Annotated in this window: 13 protein-coding genes; 3 read left to right on the top strand and 10 right to left on the bottom strand. The window is 70.7% G+C overall.

Annotation, left to right across the window (positions count from 1 at the left end; all coding sequences use genetic code 11):
* Positions 1 to 97: 97 nt before the first annotated feature.
* The gene (metH, locus tag WH07_RS11110) at positions 98 to 3,607 is read right to left on the bottom strand and encodes a methionine synthase (protein WP_046498774.1); all 3,510 of its coding nucleotides are present in this window, start codon (positions 3,605 to 3,607) and stop codon (positions 98 to 100) included.
* A 229-nt stretch (positions 3,608 to 3,836) separates the two neighbouring features.
* Here metH and glpK point away from each other — a divergent pair, with 229 nt between their 5' ends.
* Together glpK and WH07_RS11100 are read left to right on the top strand one after the other, a co-directional pair.
* Positions 3,837 to 5,384, top strand: a complete 1,548-nt coding sequence (glpK, locus tag WH07_RS11105) for a glycerol kinase GlpK (RefSeq protein WP_046498771.1) — start codon at positions 3,837 to 3,839, stop codon at positions 5,382 to 5,384.
* A 220-nt stretch (positions 5,385 to 5,604) separates the two neighbouring features.
* A complete protein-coding gene (locus WH07_RS11100) occupies positions 5,605 to 6,276 on the top strand; it encodes a FadR/GntR family transcriptional regulator (protein WP_046498853.1) in 672 nt (223 codons plus the stop codon).
* 88 nt (positions 6,277 to 6,364) lie between these two features.
* On the opposite strand, the gene WH07_RS11095 is transcribed toward WH07_RS11100, so the two are convergent.
* Genes WH07_RS11095 through WH07_RS11075 form a run of 5 tightly spaced genes read right to left on the bottom strand, consistent with a single transcriptional unit; the run spans position 6,365 to position 12,158 of the window.
* The gene (locus tag WH07_RS11095) at positions 6,365 to 7,396 is read right to left on the bottom strand and encodes an ABC transporter permease (protein WP_046498767.1); all 1,032 of its coding nucleotides are present in this window, start codon (positions 7,394 to 7,396) and stop codon (positions 6,365 to 6,367) included.
* On the bottom strand, positions 7,393 to 8,940 hold the full coding sequence (locus WH07_RS11090; RefSeq protein WP_046498766.1) for a sugar ABC transporter ATP-binding protein: 1,548 nt from the start codon (positions 8,938 to 8,940) through the stop codon (positions 7,393 to 7,395). The genes WH07_RS11095 and WH07_RS11090 overlap by 4 nt, the downstream gene beginning before the upstream one ends.
* Positions 8,941 to 8,942: 2 nt before the next feature.
* The gene (locus WH07_RS11085; protein WP_046498764.1) at positions 8,943 to 10,031 is read right to left on the bottom strand and encodes a sugar ABC transporter substrate-binding protein; all 1,089 of its coding nucleotides are present in this window, start codon (positions 10,029 to 10,031) and stop codon (positions 8,943 to 8,945) included.
* A 31-nt stretch (positions 10,032 to 10,062) separates the two neighbouring features.
* Complete coding sequence (locus tag WH07_RS11080; protein WP_046498761.1) at positions 10,063 to 10,839, bottom strand: SDR family NAD(P)-dependent oxidoreductase; 777 nt, start codon at positions 10,837 to 10,839, stop codon at positions 10,063 to 10,065.
* Complete coding sequence (locus WH07_RS11075; RefSeq protein WP_046498759.1) at positions 10,836 to 12,158, bottom strand: enolase C-terminal domain-like protein; 1,323 nt, start codon at positions 12,156 to 12,158, stop codon at positions 10,836 to 10,838. The genes WH07_RS11080 and WH07_RS11075 overlap by 4 nt, the downstream gene beginning before the upstream one ends.
* A gap of 251 nt (positions 12,159 to 12,409) precedes the next feature.
* On the opposite strand from WH07_RS11075, the gene WH07_RS11070 reads away from it, so the two are divergent.
* A complete protein-coding gene (locus WH07_RS11070) occupies positions 12,410 to 13,462 on the top strand; it encodes a PAC2 family protein (protein ID WP_046498755.1) in 1,053 nt (350 codons plus the stop codon).
* 275 nt (positions 13,463 to 13,737) lie between these two features.
* Here WH07_RS11070 and mshC read toward each other — a convergent pair whose 3' ends face one another.
* The 4 genes from mshC to WH07_RS11050 form a co-directional block, all read right to left on the bottom strand.
* Positions 13,738 to 14,967: a cysteine--1-D-myo-inosityl 2-amino-2-deoxy-alpha-D-glucopyranoside ligase gene (gene mshC, locus WH07_RS11065; protein WP_046498754.1), complete on the bottom strand. Its 1,230-nt coding sequence runs from the start codon at positions 14,965 to 14,967 to the stop codon at positions 13,738 to 13,740.
* Between the two features lie 156 nt (positions 14,968 to 15,123).
* Positions 15,124 to 15,951: an SCO1664 family protein gene (locus tag WH07_RS11060; RefSeq protein ID WP_046498751.1), complete on the bottom strand. Its 828-nt coding sequence runs from the start codon at positions 15,949 to 15,951 to the stop codon at positions 15,124 to 15,126.
* Complete coding sequence (locus tag WH07_RS11055) at positions 15,915 to 16,505, bottom strand: DUF3090 domain-containing protein (RefSeq protein WP_046498749.1); 591 nt, start codon at positions 16,503 to 16,505, stop codon at positions 15,915 to 15,917. The genes WH07_RS11060 and WH07_RS11055 overlap by 37 nt, the downstream gene beginning before the upstream one ends.
* A 190-nt stretch (positions 16,506 to 16,695) precedes the next feature.
* The gene (locus WH07_RS11050; RefSeq protein WP_046498745.1) at positions 16,696 to 17,382 is read right to left on the bottom strand and encodes a histidine phosphatase family protein; all 687 of its coding nucleotides are present in this window, start codon (positions 17,380 to 17,382) and stop codon (positions 16,696 to 16,698) included.
* Between the last annotated feature and the right edge of the window lie 164 nt (positions 17,383 to 17,546).

Here is a 17,546-nt window from a genome sequence, read left to right as displayed (position 1 = left end):
GCGACCGGCCTGCACTGGACCGATAAGTGTACGACTCGTCCGGGCCCCGCGCCGACCGGGATCCGCGAACCCGTTGCGGCCCGGGGCCCGGCGCGGGTCAGCGAGCGTTGAAGTACTTGGCCTCGGGGTGGTGGATGACGATGGCGTCGGTGGACTGCTCAGGGTGGAGCTGGAACTCCTCCGAGAGCTGGACGCCGATCCGCTCGGGCTCCAGCAGCGCGGCGATCTTGGCCCGGTCCTCCAGGTCGGGGCACGCGCCGTAGCCCAGCGAGAAGCGGGCTCCCCGGTACTTCAGGGCGAACATGTCCTCGACCTCGGCCGGGTCCTCACCGGCGAAGCCCAGCTCGGAGCGGACCCGGGCGTGCCAGTACTCGGCGAGGGCCTCGGCGAGCTGGACGGAGAGACCGTGCAGTTCGAGGTAGTCGCGATAGGCGTTGGCCTCGAACAGCTCGGCCGTCCGCTCACCGATCTTCGAGCCGACGGTGACGACCTGGAGGCCCACCACATCGGTCTCGCCCGACTCCTCTGGACGGAAGAAGTCCGCGAGGCAGAGGCGGCGGCCACGGCGCTGGCGCGGGAAGGTGAAGCGGGTGCGCTCGGAGCCGTCGTCGTTGAGGATGATCAGGTCGTCGCCCTTGGAGACGCAGGGGAAGTAGCCGTAGACGACGGCGGCTTCGAGCAGGTTCTGGGTGTGCATCTGGTCGAGCCAGCCGCGCAGATGGGGCCTGCCCTCGCTCTCCACCAGCTCCTCGTAGCTGGGGCCGCCCTTGCGGGCTTCCTTGAGGCCCCACTGCCCCTTGAAGAGGGCGCCCTCGTCCAGCCAGGAGGCGTACTCCTTGAGCTGGATGCCCTTGACGACCCGGGTGCCCCAGAACGGCGGGGCGGGTACGGGATTGTCCAGGGCGACGTCCGAGCGGACCGCGCCCTGCTCGGGGCGCTCCTCGACCACCGTGCCGGCCGTGGCCCTGACCCGGCGCTGCTTCAGCTCGGGGAGGACCGCGCCGGGCACCCCCCGCTTGACCGCGATCAGGGCGTCCATCAGCCGCAGGCCCTCGAACGCGTCGCGCGCGTAGCGGACCTCGCCCTCGTAGATCTCGTGCAGGTCCTGCTCGACATAGGCGCGGGTGAGGGCGGCGCCGCCGAGGATGACCGGGTAGTCGGCGGCCAGCTTGCGCTGGTTCAGCTCCTCCAGGTTCTCCTTCATGATCACGGTCGACTTCACCAGCAGACCGGACATCCCGATGACGTCCGCCTTGTGCTCCTCGGCGGCCTCCAGGATCGCGGAGACGGGCTGCTTGATCCCCAGGTTCACCACGTTGTAGCCGTTGTTGGAGAGGATGATGTCGACCAGGTTCTTGCCGATGTCATGGACGTCCCCGCGGACGGTGGCCAGCACGATCGTGCCCTTGCCCTCGGCGTCGGTCTTCTCCATGTGCGGTTCGAGGAACGCCACCGCGGTCTTCATGACCTCGGCGGACTGGAGCACGAAGGGAAGCTGCATCTGGCCGGAGCCGAACAGCTCACCGACGACCTTCATGCCCTCCAGCAGCGTGTCATTGACGATGTCCAGGGCCGGGCGGCTCTCCAGCGCCTCGCCGAGATCCGTCTCCAGGCCGTTCTTCTCGCCGTCGATGATCCGCCGCTGAAGACGCTCGTCCAGCGGCAGCGCGAGCAGTTCCTCGGCCCGGCCGTCCTTCATCGACTTGGTGTTGACGCCCTCGAACAGCTCCATCAGCTTCTGGAGCGGGTCGTACCCCTCGCTGCGCCGGTCGTAGATCAGATCGTGCGCGACCTTGACCTGCTCATCGTCCAGGCGGGCGATCGGAAGGATCTTCGAGGCGTGCACGATCGCCGAGTCCAGCCCGGCCTTGACGCACTCGTCCAGGAACACCGAGTTCAGCACCACGCGGGCGGCCGGGTTGAGGCCGAAGGAGATGTTCGACAGGCCGAGGGTGGTCTGCACCTCGGGGTGGCGGCGCTTCAGCTCGCGGATCGCCTCGATGGTGGCGATGCCGTCGCCCCGGGACTCCTCCTGGCCGGTGCAGATGGTGAAGGTGAGGCAGTCGACGAGGATGTCCGACTCGTGGACGCCCCAGTTGGTGGTGAGGTCGGTGATCAGGCGCTCGGCGATGGCGACCTTGTGCTCGACGGTACGGGCCTGGCCCTCCTCGTCGATGGTCAGCGCGATCAGCGCGGCGCCGTGCTCCACCGCCAGCGCGGTGACCTTCGCGAACCGTGACTCCGGGCCGTCCCCGTCCTCGTAGTTCACCGAGTTGATCACCGCGCGGCCGCCCAGCTTCTCAAGACCGGCCTCGATCACCTTCAGCTCGGTCGAGTCCAGCACGATCGGCAGGGTGGAGGCGGTGGCGAAGCGGCCCGCCAGCTCGGCCATGTCGGCGACACCGTCACGGCCGACATAGTCCACACAGAGGTCCAGGAGGTGCGCACCTTCGCGGATCTGGTCGCGGGCCATCTCCACACAGTCGTCCCAGCGGCCGTCCAGCATGGCCTCGCGGAACTTCTTCGAGCCGTTGGCGTTGGTCCGCTCGCCGATCGCGAGGTACGAGGCGTCCTGCCGGAACGGCACGGTCTGGTAGAGGGAGGCGGCGCCCGGCTCGGGGTGCGGCTCGCGCTCCGTCAGCGCCGTGCCCCGTACCCGCTCGACGACCTGGCGCAGATGCTCCGGCGTCGTACCGCAGCAGCCGCCCACCAGGGACAGCCCGTACTCCTGTACGAAGGTCTCCTGCGCGTCCGCCAGCTCGCCGGCCGACAGCGGGTAGTGCGCGCCGTCCTTGCCGAGGACCGGCAGGCCCGCGTTCGGCATGCAGGACAGCGGGATACGGGAGTGCCTGGCCAGATAGCGCAGGTGCTCGCTCATCTCGGCCGGGCCTGTCGCGCAGTTCAGGCCGATCATGTCGATGCCCAGCGGCTCCAGCGCGGTCAGCGCCGCGCCGATCTCCGAGCCGAGCAGCATGGTGCCGGTCGTCTCGACCGTCACGGAGCAGATGACCGGCAGGTCGGTGCCGGTGGCGGCCAGCGCGCGGCGGGCGCCGAGGACGGCGGCCTTCGTCTGGAGCAGGTCCTGGGTGGTCTCCACCAGCAGCGCGTCGGCGCCGCCGGCGATCAGGCCCTCGGCGTTCTGCTGGTAGGCGTCGCGCAGGGTGAGGTACGGGACGTGCCCCAGCGTCGGGAGCTTGGTGCCCGGGCCCATGGAGCCCAGCACCCAGCGCTGCTGCCCGGTGGAGGCGGTGAACCCGTCCGCGGCCTCCCGGGCGATGCTCGCGCCCGACTCGGCCAGCTCGAAGACCCGCTCGGGGATGTCGTACTCGGAGAGGGCCGCGAAATTCGTACCGAAGGTGTTCGTCTCCACGCAGTCCACACCGACCGAGAAGTACGCCTCGTGGACGGACCGGACGATGTCCGGGCGTGTCACGTTCAGGATCTCGTTGCAGCCCTCCAGATTCTGGAAGTCCTCCAACGTCGGATCCTGCGCCTGGAGCATCGTGCCCATCGCGCCGTCGGCCACCACCACTCGGGTGGCGAGCGCCTCACGGAGGGCTTCGATACGGGTCCGGCTGTCGGTGGACGGGGTCGGCGACGAGGCCATGAAAGTACTCCCGGGGATGCGACGGCTGTCGGCTTTGCGTCCCCTGATCGAAGACGCACCCGGCCAGCCTAGCCGGGCGGGCCCCTTCGTGGTGGGGCATCTCGGCGAGCGGACGAGATCCACGGTGTGCGGCGGCACCGGCACCGGGCGGTCCCGGGGCGAATGGCGGATGATCGGTAGGGGACGGGTTCCGGGAGCGGATCCCGCGCACCGGGCAGGAGCGGACACCGTGAGCGACGCAACCACCACCGGCACCGCACGCGCGGCCGGGCCGTTCATCGCGGCCATCGACCAGGGCACCACATCGAGCCGCTGCATCGTCTTCGACCGGGACGGCCGGATCGTCGCCGTCGACCAGAAGGAGCACGAGCAGATCTTCCCGAAGCCGGGGTGGGTGGAGCACAACGCGGTCGAGATCTGGGCCAATGTGCGGGAGGTCGTGGCGGGCGCGGTGCGGAAGGCGGGCATCACCTCCGCCGATGTCCGGGCGATCGGGATCACCAACCAGCGCGAGACGACCCTGCTCTGGGACCGGAGCACCGGTGTGCCCGTCCACAACGCCGTCGTGTGGCAGGACACCCGTACCGACGCCCTCTGCCGGGAGCTGGGCCGCAATGTCGGCCAGGACCGGTTCCGGCGCGAGACCGGTCTGCCGCTGTCCAGCTACTTCGCGGGCCCGAAGATCCGCTGGCTGCTGGACAACGTGGCCGGTCTGCGGGAGCGCGCCGAGCGCGGGGAGATCCTCTTCGGCACGATGGACTCCTGGGTCATCTGGAATCTGACCGGCGGGGTCCACGGCGGCGCGCATGTCACGGATGTCACCAACGCCTCCCGGACGATGCTGATGAATCTGCGCACCCTCGAATGGGATCCCAAGATCCTCTCCTCCATGGGGGTGCCGGCCGCGGTCCTGCCGAGGATCCGGTCCTCGTCGGAGGTGTACGGCACGGCCAAGGGCGGCGTCCTGGACGGTGTACCGGTCGCCTCGGCGCTCGGCGACCAGCAGGCGGCGCTCTTCGGGCAGGCCTGTTATGCCGTGGGAGAGGCCAAGTCGACCTACGGCACCGGCACTTTCATGCTGATGAACACCGGCGGCAAGCCCGTCAATTCGTACAGCGGACTGCTGACGACCGTCGGCTACCGGATCGGTGACGAGCCCGCGGTGTACGCCCTGGAGGGGGCCATCGCGGTCACGGGCGCGCTGGTGCAGTGGATGCGCGACCAACTGGGGCTGATCGGTTCCGCGGCCGAGATCGAGGCCCTGGCCGCCTCGGTCGACGACAACGGCGGGGCGTACTTCGTACCCGCCTTCTCCGGTCTGTTCGCGCCGCACTGGCGCGCGGACGCCCGCGGGGTGATCGCCGGGCTGACCGGCTATGTCACCAAGGCGCACCTGGCCCGCGCGGTGCTGGAGGCGACGGCCTGGCAGACGCGGGAGATCAGCGACGCCATGTCCAAGGACTCCGGGGTGGAGCTGACCGCGCTCAAGGTCGACGGCGGGATGACGGGCAACAATCTGCTGATGCAGACGCTCTCCGATGTCCTGGACGCGCCGGTGGTGCGCCCGATGGTCTCCGAGACCACCTGCCTCGGCGCCGCCTATGCCGCCGGTCTGGCGGTGGGCTTCTGGCCCGACACCGACGCGCTGCGCGCCAACTGGCGCAGGGCCGCCGAGTGGACACCGAGGATGGACGCGGCGACCCGCGACCGCGAGTACGGGTACTGGCTCAAGGCCGTCGACCGCACCATGGGCTGGCTCGACGACGGCGACGGCTGAGCCAGCCCGGCGACAGCGGCCGGCCCGGCCCGGCGCCGCGCCCTGGGCGACGGCACAATCCGCACATCCGCGCGATACGCAGCGGCATTTCGGCCCGTCGGCACATCCGTACGGCATGACACGCGTACGAAATCGAGGGGCGCTCCTTTTCCGGAGCGCCCCTTCTCCGGCTTCCGGGACGCATAATGAAGGCCGATACATCGGATGTATGGAGGTCGCCATGGCAGTCACCGACGAGGCCATCGAGAAGATCAAGGGGATGATCGTCTCCGGTGCGCTGCGGCCGGGAGACCGCCTCCCGAAGGAGAGCGAACTCGCCGCCGATCTGGGGCTGTCGCGCAACTCGCTGCGCGAGGCGGTACGGGCGCTCTCGCTGATCCGCATCCTCGATGTACGGCAGGGCGACGGCACGTATGTCACGAGCCTCGACCCCCAACTCCTGCTGGAGGCGCTCAGCTTCGTGGTGGACTTCCACCGGGACGACACCGTGCTGGAGTTCCTCGCCGTACGCAGGATCCTGGAGCCGGCCGCCACCGCGATGGCGAGCGCGCGGATCACGGCGGCCGAACTGGACGTCCTGGACGCGCAGTTGGACGAGCTCGGCGCATGGCCCTCGGTGGAGCAGCTCGTCGCGGCGGATCTGGAGTTCCACCGGGGCATCGTGCAGTCGTCGGGGAACTCGGTGCTCTGCTCGCTGCTGGACGGGCTCTCGGGACCGACGACCCGGGCCAGGATCTGGCGCGGGCTGACCCAGGAGGACGCGGTCAGCCGTACGCTCCACGAGCACCGGGCGATCCTGGCGGCGCTCAGGGACCGGGACGCCGAGGCGGCCAGGTCCTGGGCGACCGTGCACATCGCGAGCGTGGAGATGTGGCTGAGGTCGACGCTCTGAGACGCCGAAGGGGCCGGCCCTCAAAGACGCCGGAGGCCCCTGGGACCACCAGGTCCCAGGGGCCGGCAGCGGCGCCGCGTGCGTAGCGTCAGTCCTGCTTCTCACCGCTCGCGAAGCGCGAGATCACCAGCGCGACGATGATGATCGCGCCGTTGAGGAACTGGTTCCAGAGCGCGGGCACTCCCCCGAGCGTCATCACATTCACCACGAGCTGAAGGGTCAGTACGCCCGTCAGCGCCCCGAACAGCGTGCCGCGCCCGCCCTTGAGGCTGATCCCGCCGATGACGGCCGCGGCGAAGACCTGGAAGATCCAGCCATTGCCCTGGGTGGCGGCGACCGACCCGTAGTGGCCGGTGTAGAGGATGCCGGCGAAGGCCGCCAGCAGCCCGCCGATGGCCAGCACGATCCAGGTGACGCGGTCCACCCGGATACCGGCGGCGCGGGCCGCCTCCGGGTTGCCGCCGATGGCGTACAGCGACCGCCCGTGCCGCAGCCAGGCGAGCGCCGCGCCGCCGATCGCGAACAGCGCCAGACAGATCCAGACGGCGGCCGGGACCCCCAGCCAGTCGGTCTTGCCCAGGTACCGGAAGGACTCCGGGACATCGGTGATCGACTTGCCCTCGGTGATACCGATGTGCAGACCGCGCAGCATGGTGAGCATGCCGAGGGTCGCGATGAAGCCGTTGACCCGCAGCTTCAGCATCAGGAAGCCGTTGATCGCCCCGATGGCCAGACCGACCAGCAGACAGGCGGGGATGGCCATCCAGACCGGCAGCAGACCGAGTCCGGCGAACCGGCCGCCCTCCGTGGGCAGCACCAGCCACATCGCGACGACCGGCGCGATACCGATCGTCGACTCCAGCGACAGGTCCATCCGGCCGCAGATCAGGATCAGCGCCTGGCCGAGGACCAGCAGGCTCAGCTCCGAGGACTGCTGGACGACACTGATGAGATTGCTGGAGGTGAGGAAGACCGGCGAGACGATGAAGCCGATCACCATCAGCACCAGGATCACCGGCACCAGTGAGAAGTCGCTCCACCGGATGAGCTGGAGCCGCCCCGGCGCCTTGGCTCCCACGGCCGTCTGTTCCGCCACCGGCGGTCGTATCGTCCCGGTCATTCCCGCTCTCCCACACCTTCCATGGCGGCGACCAGTTCCCGGTCGGTCCACCCGCTTCCGAACGACGCCACCACACGGCCGTGGAACAGGGCGAGCACCCGGTCGCACACCCGCAGATCGTCCAGCTCGTCCGAGATGATCACGGCCGCGCTGCCCTCGTCCGCCACTCTGCGCACCACGCCGAGCAGCGAGTCCTTCGACTTCACGTCGACGCCCGCGGTGGGCCGCAGCGCGACCAGCGCGCTCGGGCCGCGCGCCAGCGCGCGGGCGACGACGACCTTCTGCTGATTGCCGCCGGACAGCCCCGAGACGGGCTGCTCCGGGCCCTGGGTCTTGATGTCCAGCGAATCGATCATGCCCTGGGCGAACTCCCGGGTACGCGACGGCAGTACGGTCCCCCAGGGGCCGAGCTGGTCGGTGACCGTGAGCGTGGCGTTCTCGGCGACGCTGCGGTCCAGCACGAGGCCCTGGCGGTGCCGCTCCTCGGGGATGTAGCCGATGCCGGCGTCCAGCGCGTGCGGGACGCTGCCGGGCTTGACCACGCGCCCGCGTACGGCGATCCGCCCCGCGGTCGGCGCGCGCATCCCCACCAGCGTCTCGCCGAGCGCCGTGTTGCCACTGGCCGCGGAACCCGCGAGACCGAGCACCTCACCCGGCCGTACGGCCAGGTCCAGCGGCTCGAACTCACCGTCGAGGGCCAGCCCTTCGGCCTCCAGTACGGGCGCGGTCCCCGCGTCCGGCGCGGTCTTGCGCGCGGCGTGCCAGGCCACGGCCGTGCCCGCGGACTCCCCCGTCATCGCCGACACCAGATCCGCCTTCGAGAGGTCGGCGACCGGGGCCGTCAGCACATGGCGGGCGTCACGGTAGACGGTGACGGCGGTGCACAGGTCGTACACCTCCTGGAGATGGTGGGAGATGAAGAGGAACGCCACTCCCTGGCTCCGCAGTTCCCGGAGCTTGTCGAACAGCCGCTGGATACCTCGGGCGTCGAGCTGCGCGGTGGGCTCGTCGAGGATGATCAGCCGGGCGCCGAAGGACAGCGCCCGCGCGATCTCGACGAACTGCCGCTGCTCGACCGGGAGATCCTTGGCGCGGGCGTTGGGGTCGACATCGACTCCGTACTCCGCGAGCAGCGCCCGCGCCCGGGCGCGCAGCCCGCGCCAGCTGATGAACCGGCCGCCGGATCCCCCGGCGGCCCGGTCCAGGCCGTAGTGGTTCAGGAACAGATTCTCCGCGACGGTCAGGTCCGGGACCACCATCGATTTCTGGTAGACGCAGGCGACCTTTGACTGCCAGGCCGTGGTGTCGCCGAAGGCCGGTGCGGGCTCCCCGCCGAAGGTGACCCTGCCCGCGTCCGGCCTGTGCAGCCCGGTGATCACGCTGACCAGGGTGGACTTGCCCGCGCCGTTGCGCCCCACGAGCGCGTGGGACTCGCCGGGCCGCACGGTGAGCTTGACACCGTCGAGCGCCAGAGTGGGACCGAAGCGCTTGACGATGCCTTCAGCGTGTACCGCAGCCGGAGCTTCCTGCCGCTTGGAGTCCATCGCTAGCTCTTCTTCTCCAGCTGGTTGGCCCACAGCTTCGGGTCGTCCACGTTCTCCTTGGTCACGAGCGGCGCGGGAAGCTGGTCCTCGAAGCCGTTCGGGATCTTGATGATGGTGGAGTCGTGGTCGGTCGGGCCTTCCTTGGGAGTCACGCCCGCGAGCGCCTGCTTGGCCCAGTACAGCGCGTAGTTGGCGTAGAGGTCGGCCGGCTGGGAGACGGTGGCGTCGATCTTCCCCTCGCGGATGGCGTCCAGTTCCTCGGGGATGCCGTCGTTGGAGATGATCGTGATGTGCCCCGAGGTGCCGGGCGCCTTGAGGAGCTTCTTCTGCTCCAGCAGGGCGAGGGTCGGCTGGAGGAAGACACCGCCGGCCTGCATGTAGATGCCGTTGATGTCGGGGTGGGCGGCCAGCGTGGACTGGAGCTTGGCGGAGGCCACGTCGCCCTTCCACTCGGTGGCCAGCTCGAAGACCTGGATACCGGGGAACTTCTGGTCCATGCAGGACTTGAACGCCTCGGAGCGGTCACGCCCGTTGATGGAGGCGAGGTCGCCCTGGAACTCGACGACCTTGCCCTTGCCCTTGAGCTGCTCGCCCAGGTACTGGCAGGCCTTCTCGCCGTACGCGCGGTTGTCGGCCCGTACGACCATGTAGACGTCGCCCTTGTCGGGGCGGGTGTCCACGCTGATGACGGGGATCTTCTTGTCGCTCAGCGTCTGGAGCGTCTCGGCTATCGCGCCGGTGTCCTGCGGGGCCATGACGACGGCCTTGGCGCCCTGGTCGGTGAAGACCTGGACATTGGAGACGAGCTTTCCGATGTCGTTCTGCGAGTTGGTCAGGGGGAGCGCCTCGACCTCGCCCCCGTCGACGCCCTTCTCGATGTACTGCTGGTACGAGTTCCAGAAGTCGCTGTCGCTGCGCGGCAGGTCGATACCGACCTTGCCGCCGCCCGCGGCGTCGCTGCCCTGGTCACGGTTGCAGCCGGCCAGCGCCGCGACGGCGAGGACCACGGCGCAGGCCGAGGCTCCCGTCGTACGGAGCCGCCGGAGTGGAAGTCTCTGCGGGGCGATGCGTCCCGTGCGGTGTCGCTGCATGATGTCCCGATCCTTTTTGGTGAGGTGCGGCTCAGTTGGCGGGCCGCAGGCGCAGTCCCTGCATTCCGCCGTCGACCGCGAGCGCCGTCCCCGTGACGGCGGCCGCGGCGGGGCTGGCGAGATAGGCGACGGCGGCGGCGACCTCGGCCGCGGCGACGAGCCGTCCGGTGGGCTGGCGGGCTTCGAGGGCGGCGCGTTCCGCCTCGGGGTCCGCGGCCTGGTCGAGCAGCCGGCCCACCCAGGGGGTGTCGGCGGTGCCCGGGTTGACGCAGTTGACCCGGATGCCCTCGCGGACGTGGTCGGCGGCCATCGCCAGGGTCAGCGACAGCACCGCGCCCTTGCTGGCGCTGTAGAGGGCGCGCTGCGGCAGTCCTGCGGTGGCGGCGATCGAGCAGGTCTGGGTGATCGAGACGCAGCCGGGCCGCTCGGGTGCCGAGCGGCGCAGATGGGGCAGGGCGTGCCGGGCGGTGCGGACCATGCCGAGGACATTGATGTCGAGGACCCGCCGCCACTCCTCGTCCGGGTTGTCCGCGACCGTCCCGATGGCGCCGAGTCCGGCGTTGGAGACCACCGTGTGCAGTCCGCCGAACTCCGCGGCGGCGGTGTCCACGGCGGTCCGTACCGCTTCGTCGTCGGTGACGTCCGCCTTGAGCGGCAGGGTCCCGGCGGGCACGCCCGCGCAGTCGCGGTCCAGTACGGCGACCTGCGCGCCCCGGGCCAGGAGCAGGGTGGCGATGGCCGCGCCGATGCCCGAGGCACCACCGGTCACCAGGGCGCCGAGCCCCTCGAAGTCCCGTACGTCCGTCATCGGTTGCTCTCCTCTGTGGTGCGGCGGCGGGCCTGCCAGACCGGCCCCTCCGGATAGCGGTGCGCGGCGATCGACCCGGGGAGCATGCGGGCCGAGAAGCCCGGCGCGCTCGGCGCGGCATAGCGTCCTGAGGTGATCACCACGGGGTCGGCGAAGTGCTCGTGGAGGTGGTCGACGTACTCGATGACCCGGTCCTCCCGGCTCCCCGACACCGCGACGTAGTCGAACATCGAGAGATGCTGGACGAGTTCGCAGAGCCCGACCCCGCCGGCGTGCGGGCAGACGGGTCTGCCGTACTTGGCGGCGAGCAGCAGGATCGCCAGATTCTCGTTGACGCCGGCCACCCGCGCCGCGTCGATCTGAACGTAGTCGACGGCCTCGGCCTGGAGAAGCTGCTTGAACATGACCCGGTTGGCGACATGTTCGCCGGTGGCCACCTTGACCGGCTGACCGGCCCGTACGGCGGCGTGGCCGAGGATGTCGTCGGGGCTGGTGGGCTCCTCGATCCAGTGCGGTTCGTACGGGGCGAGGGCCGCCATCCAGCGGACCGCGTCGGCGACGTCCCAGCGCTGGTTGGCGTCGACGGCGATCCGGATGTCGGGCCCGACGGCGGCGCGGGCCAGCTTCATCCGGCGTATGTCGTCCTCCAGATCGCCGCCCACCTTGAGCTTGATCTGTGTGAATCCGTCGGCGACGGCCTGCTGGGCGAGGGTGACGAGCTTGGTGTCGGAGTAGCCGAGCCAGCCGGGCGAGGTGGTGTACGCGGGGTAGCCCTCGGCACGCAGCCGGGCGGCCCGTTCGGCGCGGCCCGGCTCGGCGGCGCGCAGGATGGCCAGCGCCTCGTCGGGGGTGAGGGCGTCGGTGAGATAGCGGAAGTCGACGAGCGAGACGAGTTCCTCGGGCGTCATGCCGGCGAGGAACTCCCAGACGGGCTTGCCCGCGGCGCTCGCCGCCAGGTCCCAGGCGGCGTTGACGACCGCGCCCGCGGCCATGTGCATCACGCCCTTCTCCGGGCCGAGCCAGCGGAGCTGGGAGTCATGGGTCAGCTCGAAGTAGAGGGCGGCGAGGGCGTCCGCGGCGAGCGGCGCCGGTCTGCCCAGCACATACGGCCGCAGCGCCTCGATGGCGGCGGCGGTGACCTCGTTGCCCCGCCCGATCGTGAAGCAGAATCCGTGCCCCTCCGCTCCGGTGTCCGTACGCAGCACCACATAGGCGGCCGAGTAGTCGGGATCCGGGTTCATGGCGTCGGAGCCGTCGAGCTGTTCCGAGGTGGGAAAACGGATGTCGTGAACCTCGAACCCCGTGACGGTCTGACTCATGCACGCTCCCTGAGAAGAACATCCGACCTGATGCGGTCATCCGATGTATAGCGTCGGGGAGGCGCGATCGTCCAGAGTTAGAACGAAAAATACGATGACAGCTCGGATGAATCTTCAGAAAGAAGCATCGGTTCTCCGGCCTATGCCCCGGTTCGCCGAAGTTCACCCGGGCGTGCACGGGGCTGCGGGCGGGCACGCGGAAAGCCGTAAGGTTGGTCCGTACGAAAGGGAACTTCGGAAGGAGGCACTGGGTGATCGAGCTCGAGGGGGTTCCCGAGCTGATCGACCCGGTCATGGTGGCCGCGTTCGAGGGCTGGAACGACGCGGGCGACGCAGCCTCCACAGCGGTCGCCCATCTCGACCGGGAGTGGAAGGGCGAGGTGTTCGCGGCGCTCGACGCCGAGGACTACTACGACTTCCAGGTCAATCGGCCCACGGTCTATCTGGACGGCGGCCTGCGGAAGATCACCTGGCCGACCACCCGGCTCTCCGTGGTGCGGGTCGGCGGCGAGAAGCCCCGTGACCTGGTGCTGGTCCGGGGTATCGAACCGTCCATGCGCTGGCGGTCGTTCTGCAACGAGCTGCTGGGCTTCGCCCATGAGCTGGGCGTGGAGATGGTGGTCATCCTGGGCGCGCTGCTCGGTGACACCCCGCACACCCGGCCGGTGCCGGTCAGCGGTGTCACCTCGGACACCGACCTGGCCCGGACGATGGATCTGGAGGAGACCCGGTACGAGGGACCGACCGGCATCGTCGGCATCCTCCAGGAGGCCTGCACCCATGCCGGCGTCCCCGCGGTGAGCCTGTGGGCCGCGGTGCCGCACTATGTCTCGCAGCCGCCGAACCCGAAGGCGACACTGGCCCTGCTGAACCGGCTGGAGGACCTGATCGGGCTGCGGATCCCGCTGGGCGAGCTGGCCGAGGACGCGCGGGCCTGGCAGCTCGGGGTGGACCAACTGGCCGCCGAGGACAGCGAGGTGGCGGAGTACGTCCAGTCGCTGGAGGAGGCGCGGGACACCGCCGAGCTTCCCGAGGCGTCCGGCGAGGCCATCGCCCGGGAATTCGAACGCTATCTGCGTCGGCGCGACGGCGGTCCCGGTCCCGGGCAGGCGCCGGGAGGCCATGCCACGGAGAGCGGTGAGGGCCCGTCATATCTGCGGGACGCCTCGGGCGGGCGCGGCCGGGCGCAGCGGCCGCCGCGCGGTGGCGGCGAGTCCGGCAAGGACACCGACCAGGGCTCGGAGCCGGGTACGGGAGGTCCTCAGCCGGGGCCGGACGGCGAGGACGATTCCTCGGAGGACTGAGGGCTCGCCCCGGCGGCGGAACGGAGAGAGCGGGGCGGCGCCACTGGGGCGCCGCCCCGCTCCGTACATCCGGAGACGGCATCCGGAGACCGTAACCAGAGACCCGCGTCCCGAGACCCGCGTCCGCAGGCAGAGACCCGTGCCCGGCGGCGGGGGCCCGGGTCCGGAGCCAGAGGCCCGGGTCCGGAGCCAGAGGCCCGGGTCTGGCGGCTCCGTACGCCTGGAGCAGTCCTGGACCGCTCCTGGAGCGGTCCAGGATCACGCCTTGAGCACTTCTAGAGCGCGACTCCCAGCAGTGCGTCGACCGCTCGGGAAACCACGCCGGGCGCCCCCTCGTCCGTACCGCCCGTGGAGTCCTGGAGCGCCGCCCAGCGGTCGACCGCCCCCAGCGCCGCCGGGGCGTCCAGATCGTCCGCCAGTGCCTCGCGGATCTCTTCGAGCAGCCCCTCGGCCGCCGGTGCGTCAGGCCGCGACACCGCGGCCCGCCAGCGCGCCAGCCGCTCCTCGGCCTCCCGGAGGACCTCGTCGGTCCACTCCCAGTCGGAACGGTAGTGGTGCGCGAGCAGGGCGAGCCGGATCGCCGCCGGGTCCACGCCCTCGCGGCGCAGCGTGGACACGAAGACGAGGTTGCCCTTGGATTTGGACATCTTCTCGCCGTTGAGGGCGACCATCCCGGCGTGCACATAGGTGCGTGCGAAGGGGTGCTCACCGGTCAGCGCCTGGGCGTGCGAGGCGCCCATCTCGTGGTGCGGGAAGGCCAGATCGCTGCCGCCGCCCTGGACGTCGAAGCCCATGCCGAGGTGGTCGAGGGCGATGGCCACGCACTCGATGTGCCAGCCGGGCCTGCCCCGGCCCAGCGTGCCTCCGTCCCAGCTCGGCTCGCCCGGGCGGGCGGCCAGCCAGAGCACCGGGTCCAGGGGGTTCTTCTTGCCCGGCCTGTCGGGGTCGCCGCCGCGCTCCGCCGACAGCAGCCGCATGGCCTCGGTGTCGAGCCGGGAGACCTCGCCGAAGTGCGGGTCGGCCGCCACCGAGAAGTAGATGTCGCCGTCGAGTTCGTACGCCGCCCCGGCGTCACGCAGCCGCTCCACCAGCGGCACGATGCCCGGTATCGCCTCGACCGCGCCGATGTAGTGCTGGGGCGGCAGCATCCGCAGCGCGGTCATGTCCTCCCGGAAGAGCGTTGTCTCGCGCTCCGCGAGACCGGTCCAGTCCACCCCGTCGCGCCGCGCCCGCTCCAGCAGCGGATCGTCGACATCCGTCACGTTCTGGACGTACTGAACCTGCCGCTTCGTGTCGAGCCACACGCGCTGAACGAGGTCGAACGCGTTGTAGGTCGCCGCATGACCCATGTGGGTCGCGTCGTACGGGGTGATGCCGCAGACGTAGATACGGGCGACGGGACCGGGCTCGAGGGTGACTCGGCCATTGGTCGAGGTGTCGTGAATCCTGAGGTCGCGGCCACTGCCAGGCAGGGCGGGGACCTCGGAAGCGGGCCAGGCATACATGCCATGAGCGTAACCGGATGGAAGTTCCGGATACGAACCGGATGGGTGCCCTCGTGGCCGCCCGGGCACTCTTGCGCCCCGGGCCGGAACATGCTTGTGCCGTCCGGGAGATGCGCGCCGGACGGGACCGGGCTCCGTCGGATGCCGGGAGGGGTTCTAGACCGGCGGCCAGGGGATCGCCGGCCACTGGCCCGAGGGCTCCGGGTGCCGGCCGGTACGGAGCAGCTCACGGACCCGGGCCCGTACGGCGTCGGTCTCGGCCGCCGTGATGAGTTCGGCCAGCCGGGTGGCGAGGGGCGCCTGCTCCGTCAGGGAGTCCTCCAGCCGCGCGAGCACGTCGAGCACCTCCGCCGGCAGCGGATCGCCGGCCCAGCCCCACAGCAGGGTGCGCAGCTTGTCGTCGACATTGAAGGTGACACCGTGGTCGATGCCGTAGAGCTTCCCCCCGGCGGCGGAGAGCAGATGCCCGCCCTTGCGGTCACCGTTGTTGATGACCGCGTCGAGCACCGCGAGCCGGCGCAGCCGCTCGTCGTCGGCGTGCACGAGCAGTGCCGTGCGCCCCTCGCCGACCTCGGCGAAGCCGACCGCCTTCCAGCCGTCGTCCGGCTCCTCGCCCTCGACCAGGGCCAGCAGCGGCGGGGCCGCCCCCTCCTCCTCGGACTCGATCCAGAGCTGGCACATGCCCTGACCGTACGGGCCGTCCCGCAGCACGGTCGGCGGCACCAGGGCCCACCCGGTCGCCTCGGAGACCTCGTACGCGGCGACCTCGCGCTGGGCGAGCGTGCCGTCGGGGAAGTCCCACAGGGGCCGCTCCCCCGCGACCGGCTTGTAGACGCAGTGGGCCTCTTCGCCCTCGTACGAGACGGAGCAGTAGAGCACCGCGTTGGACGCCTCACGGATCTGCCCGCGCACGGTCAGCTCGCCCTTGGCGAGCAGATCGGCAACGGTCACGCTCCGCGGCGGTATCCGTTCTGGCGCGGGCATACATGTCCTTCCGGATCGAGCGGCAGACTGCACAGCGGACACGGCGGCCGGCCCGCGTTGACCACGTCCAGGGCGCGCTTGGCGAAGGCCCTGGCCTGGGCGCCGGAGAGCCGGACGCGGAGCATCGGCGGGCCGTTCTCCTCGTCCTGGAGCAGCCGCTCCTCGGCCTCCGCGAGGTCCTCCTCGGTGTCGGCGTCCAGCTCGACGAGGGCCTGGGCCTCGACGATCATGCGCTGCTCGTCGCCGTCCCAGGCCAGCGCCATGGTGCCGACCCGGAACTCCTCCTCGACGGGGGCGTCCAGCGGGGCGGAGTCGGAGATCTCGGAGGGCGCCATGACCGGTACGGGGGCGTTCCCCCCGGTACGGCGTACGACCTCGTCGAGCAGCTCGTCGATGCGCTCGGCGAGCGCGGCCACCTGGGTCTTCTCCAGGGCGACGCTGGTGACGCGCCCCCCGGCGGAAGCCTGGAGGAAGAACGTACGGCGTCCAGGCAGCCCGACCGTACCGGCCACGAAGCGGTCCGGCGGATCGTAGAGGAACACCTGACGGGACACGTCCTGCTCCCTTGGAAATCGTCCGGCACTGACGGGCAGTGACGGATTCGGTGACGGATATGGCGTAACGCGTATGTGGCGTGATGGATATGGCGTGACGGATACAGATCAACAGCAGTGGGCGGAACCGGGGTCCGGGGACGGCCCCTGGATCACGCGGACGGCGCGTCCACCCTACTGCGCGGAGCGATCACGGTGCTCCCGCGCCGCCTCCCACAACACCGCTGCCGCCGCCGCTGTTCTCACGAGGCGCCAGTCCGGCGAGATCCCCGGTGTCGCCGAGCCGGGTCAGGAAGGGGCGCAGGCGTGTGTACCGGATGGCGGTCACCGAGCAGGGGTCCACATGGATGCGCTGGAAGAGGTCCAGATGCATCCCAAGGGCGTCCGCCACGAGCGCCTTGATGATGTCCCCGTGGGAGCACATCAGGAAGACGGCGTCCTCGCCGTGCTCCTCCTCGATCCGCGCGTTCCACTCCCGTACGGCCTCCACGGCGCGTGTCTGCATGGCGCGCATGGATTCGCCGCCGGGGAACACGGCGGCGGAGGGGTGCTGCTGTACGACGGTCATCAGCGGCTCGTCCGCCAGCTCGGCCAGCTTGCGGCCCGACCAGTCGCCGTAGTGGCACTCGCCGATCCGCTCGTCGGTCCGCGCCTCCAGCCCGGGGCGGGCGTCGAGCAGTGGCTGGAGCGTCTCGCGGCAGCGCTGGAGCGGGCTGGTGACGACGGCGGCGAGCGGCACCCCGGCCAGCCGGCCCGGCAGCGCGGCGGCCTGCTCGGCGCCGCGCTCGTCGAGGGCAACCCCCGGCGTCCAGCCGGCGAGCACGCCCGCGGTGTTGGCGGTGGAGCGTCCGTGACGTACGAGGATCAACATGGCCATGCCCGCCAGGGTATGCCGGTGGGCGCGGGGCCGAGCGCCCCGGTCGGCGCCCGGGGCACGGCCGGTCGCCGCTCGGGGGCACGCCCTGGGGCACGGCCGGGGGCGCGGCCCGGGGCACGGCCCGGGGCGCGGCCGGGGATACGGCCCGGGGAAATCGCCCGCGG

Source organism: Streptomyces odonnellii, assembly GCF_000981895.1.
Taxonomy (GTDB): domain Bacteria; phylum Actinomycetota; class Actinomycetes; order Streptomycetales; family Streptomycetaceae; genus Streptomyces; species Streptomyces odonnellii.
This window is presented reverse-complemented; position numbering and strand designations above follow the sequence as displayed.

Coding starts and splice junctions, on each gene's coding strand:
- WH07_RS11090 (WP_046498766.1), bottom strand. CDS start 8,940: ATGGACTCCAAGCGGCAGGAAGCTCCGGCTGCGGTACACGCTGAAGGC.
- mshC (WP_046498754.1), bottom strand. CDS start 14,967: ATGTATGCCTGGCCCGCTTCCGAGGTCCCCGCCCTGCCTGGCAGTGGC.
- WH07_RS11095 (WP_046498767.1), bottom strand. CDS start 7,396: ATGACCGGGACGATACGACCGCCGGTGGCGGAACAGACGGCCGTGGGA.
- WH07_RS11100 (WP_046498853.1), top strand. CDS start 5,605: ATGGCAGTCACCGACGAGGCCATCGAGAAGATCAAGGGGATGATCGTC.
- WH07_RS11080 (WP_046498761.1), bottom strand. CDS start 10,839: ATGACGGACGTACGGGACTTCGAGGGGCTCGGCGCCCTGGTGACCGGT.
- WH07_RS11075 (WP_046498759.1), bottom strand. CDS start 12,158: ATGAGTCAGACCGTCACGGGGTTCGAGGTTCACGACATCCGTTTTCCC.
- WH07_RS11085 (WP_046498764.1), bottom strand. CDS start 10,031: ATGCAGCGACACCGCACGGGACGCATCGCCCCGCAGAGACTTCCACTC.
- WH07_RS11050 (WP_046498745.1), bottom strand. CDS start 17,382: ATGGCCATGTTGATCCTCGTACGTCACGGACGCTCCACCGCCAACACC.
- metH (WP_046498774.1), bottom strand. CDS start 3,607: ATGGCCTCGTCGCCGACCCCGTCCACCGACAGCCGGACCCGTATCGAA.
- WH07_RS11060 (WP_046498751.1), bottom strand. CDS start 15,951: ATGCCCGCGCCAGAACGGATACCGCCGCGGAGCGTGACCGTTGCCGAT.